At 59.3% G+C, this 15,556-nt stretch carries 8 protein-coding genes; 3 read left to right on the top strand and 5 right to left on the bottom strand.

Annotation, left to right across the window (positions count from 1 at the left end):
- Positions 1–48 precede the first annotated feature (48 nt).
- From LU688_RS14375 to LU688_RS14385, 3 genes are all read left to right on the top strand, one after another.
- Entirely contained in the window at positions 49–4,341 is a 4,293-nt protein-coding gene (locus LU688_RS14375) for an amino acid adenylation domain-containing protein (RefSeq protein ID WP_232888157.1), read from the top strand.
- 75 nt (positions 4,342–4,416) lie between these two features.
- On the top strand, positions 4,417–5,736 hold the full coding sequence (gene basC, locus LU688_RS14380) for a putative histamine N-monooxygenase (protein ID WP_094009912.1): 1,320 nt from the start codon (positions 4,417–4,419) through the stop codon (positions 5,734–5,736).
- Positions 5,737–5,968: 232 nt separating this feature from the next.
- Positions 5,969–7,348: a DUF6035 family protein gene (locus LU688_RS14385; protein ID WP_094009913.1), complete on the top strand. Its 1,380-nt coding sequence runs from the start codon at positions 5,969–5,971 to the stop codon at positions 7,346–7,348.
- Between the two features lie 199 nt (positions 7,349–7,547).
- Here the strand turns inward: LU688_RS14385 and LU688_RS14390 are convergent, their stop codons facing one another.
- The 5 genes from LU688_RS14390 to LU688_RS14410 all read right to left on the bottom strand — a co-directional run bounded on the left by LU688_RS14390 (position 7,548) and on the right by LU688_RS14410 (position 15,350).
- Entirely contained in the window at positions 7,548–9,227 is a 1,680-nt protein-coding gene (locus tag LU688_RS14390) for a UvrD-helicase domain-containing protein (protein WP_232888156.1), read from the bottom strand.
- Positions 9,224–11,155, bottom strand: a complete 1,932-nt coding sequence (locus LU688_RS14395; protein WP_094009915.1) for an ATP-dependent nuclease — start codon at positions 11,153–11,155, stop codon at positions 9,224–9,226. Before LU688_RS14395 ends, LU688_RS14390 begins: the two co-directional genes overlap by 4 nt.
- Before the next feature lie 489 nt (positions 11,156–11,644).
- The gene (locus LU688_RS14400) at positions 11,645–13,648 is read right to left on the bottom strand and encodes a DUF3732 domain-containing protein (protein ID WP_094009916.1); all 2,004 of its coding nucleotides are present in this window, start codon (positions 13,646–13,648) and stop codon (positions 11,645–11,647) included.
- Positions 13,645–14,142 carry a three component ABC system middle component gene (locus LU688_RS14405; protein WP_094009917.1) on the bottom strand — a complete coding sequence of 166 codons (498 nt, stop codon included), beginning with the start codon at positions 14,140–14,142 and terminating at the stop codon, positions 13,645–13,647. Before LU688_RS14405 ends, LU688_RS14400 begins: the two co-directional genes overlap by 4 nt.
- Positions 14,139–15,350, bottom strand: coding sequence for a hypothetical protein (locus LU688_RS14410; RefSeq protein ID WP_094009918.1), 1,212 nt, complete (start codon positions 15,348–15,350; stop codon positions 14,139–14,141). Before LU688_RS14410 ends, LU688_RS14405 begins: the two co-directional genes overlap by 4 nt.
- Positions 15,351–15,556: the final 206 nt, after the last annotated feature.

The following is a 15,556-nucleotide window of genomic DNA, read 5'->3' on the forward strand; positions in this document are numbered from 1 at the left end:
ACATGGATTTGTCAACTACGCGGGTAAGCGATGAGAGAGTTAACTTCGATGCAGGCCGCCTGTTGGATCGGGCGGGATGCACATGCGGCACTGGGTGGCGTCAGCGCGCACCTGTACGCCGAGTTCGATGGCCGGGCCATCGATGTGGCGCGCCTTGCCGGCGCACTTGAGGCGCTGTACCGGGCGCATCCGATGCTGAGCCTGCGCATCGACGGGCAGGGGCTGCAGGCCATCGACGAAGCACAGCGCGCCCAACTGGAGCTGGAGGATTTCAGCGATCTGGATGGTCCAGCCGTGGAGCGGCGCCTGCTGGAGAAACGCCAGCAGTGGAGCCACCAGCGCCTGGACCTGAGCATGGGCCAGGGTGCGCGCTTCGGCCTGAGCCTGCTGCCGGGCAATGCCAGCCGGCTGCACGTGGACACCGACATGATCGCGGTGGACCCGTCGAGCTTCCGGGTGCTGATGGAAGACCTGGCCCGGCTGTACGACTCGCCTGAAAGCGTTCTGCCTACCATACCGAACTACTTCGACTGGCTAGACCAAGTGCGTGCCGATGCCGACCTGCGTGCCGCCCGCAGCCACGACCGCGCCTGGTGGCGAAAACGCCTGGCGCAGATCGCCCCGGCGCCCTCGCTGCCCTTGCTCCCTGCGGGGCCGGCACGCAGCGAGCGCTTTGCCGCTCGCCTTGAACCTGCGCAGTATCGTGCCTTGCAGCACGCTGCGCGCGCGCAGCGGATCACCTCGTCGGCGTTGATGCTCGGGCTGTTCGCCACCGCCCTGGGTGAGCACACCGGCGATCGGCGCTTGCGCCTGAACGTCCCGGTGTTCTGGCGTGAACCGCTGCTGGAGCCTGTGCAGCGCATCGTTGGCGAGTTCGCCAACCTGGTGCTGGTGGACGTTGACTTCACGGGTGTCGCCAGCCTTGCCGCGCTGTGCCGGGATCTGCATCGGCAACTGGTGGAGCGCCTGGCGCACAGCGCCTATCCGGGCGTGGACCTGATGCGCGACCTGTCGCGTCATCACGGTACGCCGCAACTGGCACCGGTGGTATTTACCGCAGGGCTGGACCTGCCTGGCGGCGAGCTGTTCTCCGAGCGGGTGAACCGGGTGTTCGGGCCGATGGACTGGGTGATCTCCCAGGGCCCGCAGGTGGCCCTGGACGCACAGGTGGCGCGGGCCGATGGTGGCCTGCTGATCAATTGGGACGTGCGCCTGGACGCATTGCCCGCTGACTGGGTCCAGGCACTGTTCGAGCGCTTCATCGCCCTGGCTGTGGCGGTGGCTGCCGACACGGGCGCGCTGCACCAGCCATTGGCGATCGCGGCGAGCCGGGATCGACCACTGAACGCCCTGCAACAGGCCTACCTGCTGGGGCGTGGCGAGCATCTGCCGCTGGGCGGCGTGGCCATGCAGGAGTTCCGCGAGTATCGCGGGCGCATGGACCTGGCGCTGCTGCGCAGCCGCCTCACGGACATGGTGCGCCGCCACGATAGCCTGCGCACCCGCATCGATGCCCAGGCATTGACCCAGTCGACAAGCGACCAGGTGCAGGTCAACCTGGAGGTGATCGACCTGCACGGGTTGACGGCCGAGCAGGTTCAGGCGCAGCTCGAGGTCCGTCGCGAGGACTATGCCCATGCGCTGTTCGATCTGGCCGGGCCGCCCTGGAGTGTCACCGCCTTCCAGTTGCCACAAGGCGAGTTGGTGGTGTTCGTACGCTTCGATGCGCTGATTCTTGATGGACGCTCCATCGCGACCTTGATGGTCGAGCTGTTCGACGGGCACTGCCAGCCGCTGACGGCCAGCGAGCCGACGGCGGCTGGCATCGACCAGAGCGAGGTGCGCAAGGCCGATGCCGAGTATTGGAAGGCAAAGCTGGCTGAGGTCGACGGCGCGCCAAGGCTGCCGTGGCGCCAAGCCTTGGACAAGGTCGGCGTGGCCCGGTACGCCCGCCAGCGCCAGGTAATCTCCGCCCAGGCGTTCAAGGCATTGAGCCGCGCAGGTGCGCGTGAGGGGCTGTTCAAGAACTCGACGATCATGGCCGTGGTGCTGGAAGTGCTCGGCCACTGGCTCGACGAAGGCAGCCTGTGCGTGGCGGTGCCGGTGGCGCCGCCCCAGGACGGCGCATTTGCCAACCGCTCCAGCTTCATCGCCGTCGATTGGCAGCGCGGCCTGCCCAGCCTGGCCGAGCGCGCCAAGCGCCTGCAGGCCGATGTGCTGGAAGGCTTGCAGCATCTGGCGTTCTCCGGCGTGGACCTGGCCCGCCTGCTGTACGACAGCAACGGCCCGGGCCCGGCGCTACCGGTGGTGCTGACCAACGGCCTGTCCTGGCCGGTGGGCGCGGTCGATGGCCCGATGTACCTGAGCGCGGGCCTGACCCAGACGCCGCAGGTGGCCATGGACATCCGTTTCTGCAACACCGCCGAGGGCGGGTTGGCGTTCGAGATCGACTATGCCCGCGAAGCAATCGATGGCCGCTGGGTCGGACAGCTGCTCGTGGCCTTGAACCAGGCGGTGGCGCAATTGGCCGGGCAGGTTGCATTCGAAGTCCACGCACGGCAGTTCATCGACCTTGGCCACTACCGCCTGAACAGCAGCGAGGCGCAGGCCGAACCAGTCGATTTCCTTGGGCGCATCGCCCACAACCTGTTCGGCCCGGACAATGGACGCATCGCCTTGCTGCATGGCGAGCGGCGCATCAGCTATGCCGAACTGGGGGAGGGTGTGAAGCGCATTGCCGGGGCATTCCAGGCCCGCGGGCTGCGCCCCGGCCAGGTGGTCGCCATTTGCCTGCCACGCGGTCCTGAGCACACCATGACGAGCCTGGCCTGCGCCCTGAACGGGCAGGTCTGGGTACCGATCGACGCGGCGGCGCCCGAGGAGCGCCTGCGCTATCTGTTGGACAACTGCCAGCCGGCACTGGTGGTCGACGCCGTTGCGCCACTGCTGGCCAGCCCTCCGGCAGCCCTGGACCTGACGACTCTGGTGGCCTTGTCGGCGAGCACCGCGCCGGCCTACTACCTGTACACCTCCGGCACCACCGGCAAGCCCAAGTGCGTGGTGCTGAACAACCGCGCCACCGCCAATGTCATCGGCAGCACCTTGGCGCAGTGGCAGGTCAGCCGCGACGATGTGTTCATCTCGGTGACCCCGCTGCACCACGACATGTCGCTGTTCGACGTGTTCGGCAGCCTGTGCGCCGGGGCGGCGCTGGTGCTGCCCGAGCCCGGCGAGGAAAAGGATGCGCTGCGTTGGAACCAGTTGGTCAGGCAGCACGGCGTGAGCCTCTGGTGCTCGGTCCCGGCCATCCTCGAAATGCTCCTGGCCTGCCGTCAGGGTGATGGTCTGCGCAGCCTGCGCCTGCTGGCCCAGGGCGGCGACTACATCAAGCCGGCGGTGATCGCCGAACTACGCGAGCAACTGCCCGAGGCGCGGCTGGTGTCCCTGGGTGGCCCGACCGAGACCACCATCTGGAGCATCTGGCACGAAATCGGTGAACAGGACCGCGCCAGGGTGCCCTATGGCCGGCCACTGCCGGGCAACCGCTACTGGCTGCTGGACGAGCACGGCGCGCATTGCCCGCAGGGCGTCGCCGGGCGTATCCACACCAGTGGGGTGGGCCTGGCCTTGGGCTACCTGGAGGACGGCGAACTGGTGCAGAGCGACTTCGTCGATGTGCTCGACGAGCACGGCGCGCCAGTGCGTGCCTTCCGTACCGGTGACCGTGGCCGCTACCGCGAGGACGGCGTGCTGCTGTTCGACAGCCGGGTCAACGGTTACGTGAAGGTGCGCGGCGTGCGGGTGTCGCTGCCGGACATCGAGATCGAGCTGATCCGCCATCCGGCGGTGCAGCAGGTGCTGGTGGTGGACTATGGCGACACGCAACAGGGCGAGGCCTGCATCGGCGCGCTGTATGTAAGGCGCAACGGTGCGCCGCCCGGCGCCGTGGCGTTGCGTGAGCATGCCCGGGCCTTGCTGGCGCAGTCCCATGTACCCACGCGGTTCGTCGAGGTCGACGCCTTGCCGTTGACCGCCAACGGCAAGCCGGACCGCAGGCTCGCCCGCGCCTTGCTTGAAGGTGACACCGGGCAGGCGCCGATAGCGGCGGCTTTGCCCAGCGATCCGCAGCGTCATGCCCAGGTGCTGGCGATCTACCAGCAGGTGCTCGGCGCCACCCAGCCGGCCAGGGATTTCCTGGCCATGGGCCTGCGGCCGCAGCACCTCAAACCGCTGGCGGCGCGCCTGGGCGAAGCCTTCGCGGTGCGCCTTTCGCCCGCGCAGTTGCTGCCATGTCGCACGGTGGAAGAGGTCGAGCGCCTGCTCGTCAACGCCCCCGTGTGAAACCACCGGCCTGAATCAATCGTCCTGGGCCTGGCCTGGGGCGCCAATCATCGTTCTTGGGAAATCATCGAGCATATGGACATCGCACACCTGGATATCGCCGGCATCGGCATCGGACCGTTCAACCTGGGCCTGGCCGCGCTGCTGTCACGCCACCCGCACCTGAGCTGCGCGTTCCTCGAGCGCAAGGCGCAGTTCCGCTGGCACGAGGGCCTGCTGCTGCCCGGCACCACCTTGCAGGTGCCGTTCCTGGCCGACCTGGTGACCCTGGCCGACCCGTGTCACCCGCTTAGCTACCTCAACTACCTGCACCAGCACGACCGCCTGTTCCAGTTCTACTACTACGACCACTTCCAGGTGCCCCGGCGCGAGTACGACCACTATTGCCGCTGGGCGGCGGGCCAACTGCCGGGCTGCCATTTCGGCGAGGAGGTCACGGGCGTGCGCTACGACAACGCCAGCGAACGCTTTGTCATCGACAGCGTGTCGGTGTCGGGCCTGGAGCGGCGCTACAGCAGCCGCGACCTGGCCATCGGCCTCGGCACCCGGCCGTGGTTGCCGGCCTGGGCGCAAACCCGCACCCAGGCGCCGTTACTGCACTCGGCGGAGTTCGGCAAGCGTCAGGGCGAGCTGGAGCAGTGCCGGCGCGTGGTGGTGGTCGGCTCCGGACAGAGCGCCGCGGAGTGCGTGCTGGCGCTGTTCAACGCGCTGACCCCGGAGCAGGTGGAGGCGGGGGCGTCGATCCACTGGATCACCCGCTCGGGAGGCTTCCACCCCATGGAGTACTCCAAGCTCGGCCAGGAGTGTTTCACTCCGGCGTACATGAACTACTTCCACACCCTGGCGCGGGACAAACGCCGGGAGATCGTCGCCCAGCAGGGCCTGTTGTACAAAGGCATCAGCTTCTCGACCATCGGCGCAATCTACGACCTGATCTACGAACGCTCCATCGGCGGGCGCGAGCCTGGGCTGACGCTGCTGTCCAGCTGTGACGTGGGGACGGTCGAGGACCTGGGCTCGGCGGGGCTGCGCATGACCTTCCGGCATAGCCAGCTGGAGCAACGGGCAACGCTAGAAGCCGACGCGATCGTCGCGGCGACTGGCTATGCCCATGCCTGGCCGCAGTGGTTCGAGCAGCTCAAGGGTTCGGTGCTGGCCACCGACGCGCACGGCGACTGCATCGTCGGCGAGGACTTCACCGCGCAGCGTTGCGATGGCGGCAGTGGCCGGGTGTTCGTGCAGAACGCCGAGATCTTCCAGCATGGCGTCGGCTCGCCGGACCTGGGGCTGGGGCCGGTGCGCAATGCGGTGATCGTCAACCAGTTGCTGGGCCGGGCGCAGTACCGGGTGCCGCAGCGCTCGTCGTTCCAGCGCTATGGGTTGCCAAAGGACTGAGCCATGGGGCTGCGTTGCAGCCCTTTCGCGGCACAAGGTGAACTGGCTTAATGATCCCGGACACCACTTACGGGCGATATGATTCGCCCAATCAGGAGGGCCAAGCTGAGCGACTTGGTCGAATGCTCCGCTAGCCAGCAGCATGTTCGCATTGATGTCCTGTGTCTGTTGAAACCGAATCTACGAATGGTCAGCATCGCAGCGAAAATTGCGATGCTGATGGAGGAAAGCCGTGCGCACCTTGGAATACGCTCAGCCTACTGAACACATGAAGCTGACGGACGTTATGGATCTGGACAGCGCCGCACCTATCGAGATCGCCAGCTTCCTGAGCCGCGAATTGTCCTTGGTCATACAGGATAGGGCGGAGCTTGCGTCACGTTTCGTGCTGGATCGAGACAAACCCTGGTTAGTTTGTCAGCTCTGCGGCGCTGCTCTTTTACTGGTGCGCACGCACCATCGTTTTTTCCATTTCCGCCATCACCCGACCATCGAAGGCCTCATCAAATGCGACATCTCTACCAAAGGTGAGCTCAGCCCAGCCCAGATCACAGCCATCAAGTACAACGCGCAAAAGGAGAGCGCTGCGCACCTGCGGCTAAAGGGGATCATTCGCGACAGCTTGGTTGCAGACAGATCGTGCGGCGCCCCTCAAGTAGAGAAAGTTTGGAAGGGGCAAGCGGTCGCCGAACGTGCGACCTGGCGCAAGCCAGACGTCCAAGTGATGAGGGACAATGACCGCATCGCCTTCGAAGTACAGTTATCCACGACGTTCCTTACGGAGATCGTCGGCCGACGCGAGTTCTACCGAGCTAACGGCGGATCGATGATCTGGGTATTCGAGAATTTCGACCCTAGCGCAACCAGAACGGCGGAGGAGGACATATTCTTCCTGAACAATCTGAACGTCTTCATCGTCAATGATCGGACGCTGGCGCTGTCCAGATCTGCTGGCCGCATGGCGTTTGATTGCTGGTACGCCGTGCCTCAGTTGGTTGGTCGCACCATTGTGAACGAATGGAGGAGGGCTGACGTTTATCTGGACGAGCTGACGTTTAGCTTCCGGAAGCAGATCGTGTTCTATAACGACTACCAGGCACAGAGAGAAGCACTAGAGGCATCGGTCAACGGTGACGTTCTACGCCGCGATTTTCATGCGTTCTGGATGGAGTTCGGCAGGCAGGACACTCCAGAGTCCCGGGAACGCTGGCTCGATTTGCGCGAGCGCATGGCAACTGTATTTCCCGCTATCAAGCTTCCCAACTTCCATTGGTCAGACCCTTTTCAAGGGGCCGTTTCCATTGTGCTAAGTGCGCGATATGGACGGCCGATAGGATACCGATTCGAGCGCCTGCTCAATGTCTGCAACCAGGCTTTCGACTCCTACAAACCATTCCTGCTTCAGTTCGGTTGGACACTGGAACTCTTTGAGCAAAATGAGCTGTTGATCGAACAAGACAAAAAGGGTACCTGGGTGAAGCGACGTGCAATCATCCGCGCCGCGCTCAGAGATCGGGAAGACGCGTATCGGCCTGATCGACAATACAACCAATTATTCGCATTCCTGGTACCTGAGCTAAAGGATCGACTGATCAACATGCGCGAGTGGTGATAAATCCGGCGCAGCATCCCCAGCACGCTGGCGCCAGCGATAGAGGAGCCGGGAGCCTCTCTACCCAGCCCTCGGCAAGGTGGTGGGCCTCAGGTAGTCGTTTCTGCGTCACCCTCATCAGCCCTGTTTCTGAGTAAGCCTTGATATCGAAGGCAAATGTGCATGCCTCTACGATCAGGTACTTATGGCCTTAAGGAAGTCACAACATGGTTTTTGAAGGCGGTAGTCGCCCAGTGATATGCCTTGTCACATGGGAAACGAACTCGCCATGGGGACTACGGTGCTCCGTCCAACGGCCTGCTCCTTTAGGCTTGGGCCGGTACTCCGCCGTTGTGATCAACAGTCGTTCCTTGGCACGTGAAACGCCCACGAAATAGACACAGCGCTCCTCCGCGAGCTTGCCCCAAAACGCCTGGGTTTCTACCCCAAGAATGATGACCGTGTGAAACTCAAGCCCCTTACTCTTGTGGATCGTGAGAAAGCGTACCGCTTGGTCGTCTGAAAGCCGGGCGAGGGCATTCGGAATGGTCTTTTCGCTGGCGAGCAGCGCACCGACGCGATCTCTGACCTCACGAACTACTTCATGCAAGCGTGGTTTCGACTCGTAGTCACCTGAGAGTGCCGTCAGAATTGGATAACCTACGTCCCGGAGAAAGCTGCTTGTAAGCGTCCACCAATCCTCATACGGGGCGGCAGTCTTGCTGGCGGCCCTTACCTGGCGCACATGAGCGCGGTACGTGGTTTCAAACAGTCTGTGCAGATGGTCACGACTAGCGTCCTCATAGGAAGTGAACAGATCCATCAGGCGCGCCCAGGCATCTGCTTGGCCTCTTCCGTACAGGCATGTCAGGTAATCGATCGCGACCCTCGCTGCCGGCTCTTTCAGCAAGTCCTGCAGCTCGCTGTCGTTCCTTGAGGCTATGCCCCGGTTGCCAAGCTCAGCCATCAGGGCCGAGCCATAGTCATCCACCTGGCGCGGCATCAAGACTGCGATTTCACACGGTGGAACTCCCGCTTCAACCCAGCGACAAATGTTTTCAGCCAGCATCATCGCCTCTTGTGACGAGTGCTGGAAATGGGCGGCCAAGACCTCCCCATCATCTCCTGCGATCAGCTCCGCCGGCGTCACTGCCGTTGGATCAATTTCGCGGATGATTTCATTCTGAACACGAAGCAGATTGGACTTCGACCTGAAGTTCGCATAGAGGCGGAGGGGAAGGGCATCGAAGTCAGTCGTATACGTTTTAAAAACGCCTTCCAGCGCTCCGGCCCACCCCATGATCATTTGCTTGCGATCTCCGACCGCAGTGAGGTGGATGCCGGTACCGAGGAATAGGAGCTTGATGAGCTCATATTGGTCAGCAGTGCAATCTTGGAACTCGTCCAGAAAAACATGGGCGTAGGTTTTGCGGATTGCGTTTCGGGCAACCTCGCTGCGCTGAATGATCTTGATGGCGAAGGGCAGCAACTGCTTGAAGGTTATCTGCTTTCCCTGAATGGCCTCAGCACCGATTATGTAATCTGGGCTTAATCCCTCCTCCGCAAGAATCGGGAGGAATTTGTCGATGATTCGTTTCGCGAAGCCATGAAAGGTCACACTGTCGAAGCGTGATGCGAAGTTCCAGCCACAACGCAGGTGAATCCTCTCCTTCAGGTTACGGCTGGCATCTGTCTTGAATGACACCGCGAGAATTCGCTTGGGGAAGCGGCAGCTATTGGTGCGCAGAAGGTAATCGGCCCGTTGGGCAAGCACCTCGGTCTTGCCAGCGCCGGGCCCCGCCGTCAGCAAGATTGACCGACCAAGCTCGCGAACTACGCTCCATGCATTTTTCTCCAGCTTCACGCCGGGCGATGGAACCCATTGATCATGAGAAATCACTCTGGAGATTCCTCAAGCTTAGCTTTGACCCTGTCTGCTAGTCGATTGAGGGACGCTGGCAGCGAAGCCAACAGCTCCGCGTCAGTAAGCTTGCCCAGGGCGTCCAAATGAGCTGCTGGCTTACTGCTCAGCTTGAACAGGCTATGGTAGGCCGAGAATAGTTGTTGCTCATCAGCGTCGTACTGCCCGGGATCGAAGTGGCATTTACCGAGGACTGCTAGATGATCGTGCGGCGTCGGGTTTGATCGCACAGCAAGGAAAGCGTCGGGAAACGCCTTGAGCATCGCAAAGTCCAGATCCAGTGGATCCGAGAAAAATACGTCTCGATTTTCTAATTCCTGGAACATGCTGCTTATAGTTGTGTTGCCATTCTCGAACCAGTGATGGGTTCTGACAGGCCGTTGGGCATCATTCCAATCATGGCGTTCCCAATGCTTAGGGATACTGCGTTCTGGATCAAATTTGTCGAGTTGGTCACGTACGTACTTCACACGTCCCCAGCCGCCTTGATAACGACCTACGTCGAGGTCGAGCAGAGTGATGTGAGGCGTACCTAGCGCATTCAGCAGACGCCAGAAGTGATTGACGTGCCGGCCCCCTAGAGGAGCAATTGCAACAGCGTATTCGTCGACGGATGCACCCTTGGCTTGAAGGATGCGAGGTAGGACGATTTCCTCACTGTCGCCCTCACCCAGCACCACCAGGCGGGCGAAATAAAGTTCGGGGAATGCCTGGACGGCTTCTCGGACGAATTTGTATGCGTCACTGCGCTTATCCGGAAGCACAATGATCGACACATCCGTTTCTCGCTTTGCATTCAGACGCAAGTACCTGATTTGGTCAGGCTCAACTCGTCTTAGCATCGACGGGGCCTGCGTGGCGATCAATGCCTGTGCGTCCACACCTGCACATGATTTCAGGGAGCTCACGATACGCCCCAGGTAGTGCGGAGACAGACTGTTCTCAGGCTCCTCGACTGCCAGAATCGTATAGGCAGCAGGCTTCAGTTTGAGGGGGTCAAACGAGGTGTTCTGTCCTGATCTGACCTCGCGACCAATGGTCAGGGATGTGAGGACGAGCGAGAGGTACAGCATCGATTTCTGCCCATCACTCAGCCTCGCGTAGTCCACGTGGCTTTCACCATGGCCAGGCGTGAAGGAAATCGAGAGGTACCGCAGGATGGCCTCAATTTCAGAGTTCGCAAAAGTAACGGATGGATTCGCAAAGAAGTTGCCTTTGTGAAGCCGTTGCCACGCTCCGGTGAGGCTAGCGCTTAAGGTCTTGATCGACTCGTTTTCCGACAAACACTCAGTGATTTGCTCAGTGAGCTGCTTGATTGAGTCCCGGTCATCGCTCCAGTTGACAGCTCGAAGGAGGCGGCCTAATAGCGCGCTCGCGCCATATGCAATATGGTCAGCGGGATCCCGCCGGGCGGGTAAATAGTGGACGTGTATCTCGTCTCGTTCACGCTTCGCAACTGGCTTCAGAGTCGTGGGTTGCCCTTTCTCGTCCATCCGGATCACGTAGAGTAAGCGCTCTTCCACCTCACCATCGGGGTGCAAAACGCCTTCCAAGCGATAGCGAATGCGGGGAACCCCATCAGCCGTCTGCAGTGTCATCTGCGTGAAGAACGGCGGTACTGTGTCGTCTTCCTCATCATCTAGCGTTTCAGCGAACGTGAATTCCGCCTCAATCCAAAGCACGCGTTGAGTAGGTACCTCCTGCTCATCTAACGGAACGTGGAAATCTGATCGACGGAGGCGACGTAGGCCTGGCTCGAAGCCAAACATACGTGCCAATGCCTGCAGCGTGGCCGTCTTTCCTGCACCGTTGGGCCCTAGGAGGTATGTAACTCCGTCGAAGGTGATCTCCGTAATACCCTTTCCAAACGACTGAAAGCCGCTGATTCTCAGATTGCAAAGCTTCATGAGATGATTCCTTTCGGCTCCTCCTTATGGCTAGTTCTGACTCACGAATATTGGGGTGAGGAGGTGGCACCGTGCCGCTACAAGATACGACATGCATTACGTGAATGACTAGGCAGGATTAGCTTTGCAGGAATACGGCACCCTAGGCACCTTTCTTTAACTTCCAAATTGTCTTTGATCGGGTGGAGGAGAGCAGGGTAGTTGACGCCGGAAGCGGCTCTGATTCAAACAACACCTTCGGAGTAAGCCTCGAGAGACTACGAATAGTGCGAGCTGGCGCCATCGCGGCAAACCCGATCGATGGCTCGGCTTCGGCTATGACCATCTGTGATGGTAAAACTTCGGATGAGTACAGATGTACCCTTGTAACAGTGCAGTTTATAAACCCGCCGACGCGCTGCGGGCACTGGGCAAAGCTAGCCGACCATTTGCGGTAAAATTGATCACTGACCGTCACGTTTTTGATGTGACGGCCAGATGATCTAACCATCACATCTCGGCGATGAAACCACGGGTTCTCCACGTAGCTCGGACATAGTCCGAGAACTTGTAGCCTTCTCCCAGGGTCAGCCGGTCGGCATGATCGGAAACGATGATTTGTGGAGTTACACCGGTTTTCTCGCCAGTTTCATCACAGAATTTAGCCAGTTGGGTGAACATATTAGTCACCGCTGTCATGTCCGCATCCACCGCCTCTTCACGCTTGGCCTGCTTTGCCAGTTCCTTGGCGTCAAATGCTTCTGCGTCGTCCAGAGACGCAGGGAAGTAGACTTGGGTAGGTTGGTCAAGGAACAGGATCGGAGGAATCTTGCATCCTTTCTCCGAAAGCACTGCAAATTGGTAGTGGAGCGACATGAACAATGCCAGGTGCGAATATAGCCAGTTTGCACCACTGCCCATGGAGCGCAGATACACCCTGGTACTCGGGTTCTGCTGGTACCAGAGGTCGAATGATTCGACGTCAAAACGGAGCTTCGATGGCTTGTACGTTGCCTCGAAGTCGAATTCGCTGCCAATCTCGCACATCTTGGCATCGATATCATTGCTCAGGGTTTTCAGCCTGTCCTTGATATTGTATCTAGCCAACTCGCCCGCCAAGCGATCGACTTCAACGCGCAGAATTTTTTCTAGGGCATGAAGCTCGGACTCGGGCTTGTCCACCTGCTCCTGAATCGCGATTTCGAGACGCAGCTTAGCCTTCATGGCCTGCTCATCGATCGACTTGGACGTCTTGAGCTTTGCAATTTCTTCATCTAGTGGCTGGATGTCGGCCTGGATGCGGCGCAACTCAACGTTCACCTTGTCGAGCGATTCCTGAATGGTACGTCGCTCGGCTGCAAAACTTTCCCTGGCATATGCAGACAGCTTGAGCTCGTCGTTCAACCAATCAATCGCGCTTACAAGCTTGTTGGCCTCCATGGCAGGGGTGCTAGTGGGGGCCTCACAAAGGGGGCAGTGGGCTTCAGACAGCTCGATGGAGTCAGGCAACGATTCAGCCGTCATGCTCAAACTGAACTGTGTCGCAGAGGAAAGGGACTCGTTGACCAGCCTCATTTGCCCCTGCAACTGCCGCTTCTCGATGAGCTGAACAATTCGTTGCGCATGGAGCTCTGCCCGGCGTGTTTCGACCTGGTCTGAGAGCACATCGATTTTGACAGACCGGCCAGAAATCATCTTCAGCATGGTGGCGGGCTTGCTGTAGATCTCTTCAGCCGTGGCATCAATTAGAGGGATGCCCGCCAGCGACTTGAATTCAGTCAAAAAACGGTTGTAGCGAGCAATAGCAGCTTCTTTCCGCTGCTCTTGCTTCGGAATCTGAGCCTGGATTTTCTTCAGCTCGTACTTGGCGACCTCATGATCCCGGTACAGATCAAAATAGGCCTCATCGACGAGCCCCATCAGGATTTTGAAATGGTTAATCGCCTGGTCACGTTTCTCCTTCTGATCGAAACGGTAGAAAATGGCGTGTTTGTTGGCTACCAAGTTCTGATGCTGAAGCATGAAGGAGGAGAAGCTGCGTACTGACGGGGTCGCGGATTTGTTGCGACCTGCTGCTTTCAGGTACGGGTCTTCATCGACGTTCTCAAGCGTGATGGCGAAGTAACGCCCGAGGCTTTTCTTGAAGTCGGCCAGGGGCATGTAGTGCTTGGGGTCGAAGAAGGCCTTGGGTTGCTCAATTAGCTTAAGCAGCCGCTCCGGATCAGATCCCTGCACTTCAAGCAGGAAGCATCGATCGGATTTCTTCTTCCGTGCCGCTACGACGAAATAGCTGGGGAACTGCAACGCGATGAAGAACGTCTCAGCGCGCTCGGTGATCGTACCGACCGGAATTGTGTCTTCAGTGCTGCCAAGACAATAGTCGAAGATCTCCAGGATCGCGCTTTTCCCCGTGGACGATTTACCAGTGATAACGTTGAGCCCAGGCTCCAAACGCACGTGGTGAATCTTGTCTTGGGTGTCAACCACGCCGATGTACCGCAGAAAGCATTTCATAGCGACTTGAATCCTAACGTCCTGTAGATGGTGACGACGTCTGCCTCTGCGCAGACCATGGAAAGCCGGCGTGCGGCTTCGAGGTGTTTGGGATTGGCATTCGAGGCCCTGACATCCTTGATGGACTTCACAGTCAAGTCGTCAGTAAGCTCGATGCTTTGTTCGGCCTGAAGGATCAGCAGGGCCGCGTTGGTGAGTGACTTGAATTGCTGGGTGTTGTGGGTAAGCCCAACCAGTCTCGACTGGTCCTTGCAGAGCGTACGCAGATTACTGGTCTTCCTGACGCCCAGCAGGGCTGTCTGCATGGCCGGGTAGAGCACCATGGGCAGTACAAGGTAGCTCAACAGCAGGTCACGCTCTCGAGGCAACGAATTGGCAAAGAAATTGTGGATCACCGGCGCCAGGGCGATGGGGGAGCGCTGAAGGGTGAATAGGTGTTCGATGGGCTTATTGACCGCTCTCTCAGGCACTTTTTCGATCTCTTCCTCAATCATTTCCACAGCCTCCAGTGAAATTCCTTCGCCGGGCTTGCAGGAACGTCCTCCGCGAGCATGTGGTAGATGCCATTACGGAATTCTGCTGGCGTATCTTCGTAGCCACCCAAGCCAACGACATCCATGCCGCAGCGTGAATGGTAAAATTTGAGGGATGCTCGCTTAGTTTTTTCCTCCGACCAGGTTTCGTCGATATCGGTCATGAGCGCTGACCTGCTAGCGCTATGGGTACGCATATGGCTTTTGCTGTAGCTTTCCACGTCATCTTGTGACGTGGTGCAATCCTTGATCAGCTCGACGATGTATTTGTGGGCGTGAAGCAAATCGACGGTAGCCTCAAGAATCACGTCCTCATCGCCGCCGATTTCATCCAGCTTTTTGGCATAGATACGATCACGCACGTTCAGCGTCCCAGCATCACGCTCGATTTCGTCGGCGTTGACCCGAGGAAACCTCACCGAGCCTTTCATGTAGCGCGCCGTTAGCTCCGTGAATTTCCTGTCGAACTCTGCCGTGGTGAAACGCCAGCCTTCTGTGACCTTCACTGCACTGGTCATGAAACCAAAAAGGTCATTCAGGAAGTCGTCCATGCGATGCTCATGGATACTTTTGAGGTGCGCTCTTTTGTACCTGGCGATCAAGCCGACCAGGTCAGGCTGCTCGGTGATGATCTTGACCTTCGGCAGCGCATCGATCAGGGATTCGCGCATGGCTTGCGCCATTACCTTGCGCTGCAAGGTCAACGCTTTCGAGGGCCCGGAGGCCTTAGCCCCGCTTTCATCGCTTTGATCAGCGGCCGCTTCTTTTTTGAGTGCGGCGGCCTCGAAGCGAGCCTCGCTATCTTTCAAAATGGCCTGAAGCGCAGCCAGGCGCTGATCAGCATTCCACTGATCCCAATCCTTGATAGCTGCTCGCTCACCATAGGCCTGGGTGGTCAATAGAACCAGGTTTGCGTACTGGCGATGGTTGAAATCAGGCTTTAGCCAATTATTGAGGGTGTTCCAGAAGTTTTCATGGCTGTCGGTGAGGCTGTCGCTGTACTCCTTGACTTCAATCTGGTCTCTCCCTTCGACGGTGACATCACCGAAGACCTCGATCCAAAGGACATCGTCCTTCTCAAGGGTATGGCAGTACTCCATCGCGACATGGATCTGGTACTTCAGGGCTTCGTAGAGCTTTGTTGCATCAAAATCGAGCTTGGCGTTCACAGCTACTCCAATCTTGGGAAGGCAAGATCGGCCAGTGAGTAGCTAACGTCGCCATCCTGGCCGGGAACATCCATGATGCTGTACATATATACAGGCTAAATGTGTTCAGCCGGCAATAGTAGCAATCACCAGTGGCCAAGCGCCATCCAAGCCGTATCCGGTCTTCATTTCAGTCAATGGAAAAGCTTCCCCAGGGTCGCCTTGCG

This window comes from Pseudomonas soli (genome assembly GCF_021283165.2).
GTDB classification, from domain to species: domain Bacteria; phylum Pseudomonadota; class Gammaproteobacteria; order Pseudomonadales; family Pseudomonadaceae; genus Aquipseudomonas; species Aquipseudomonas soli.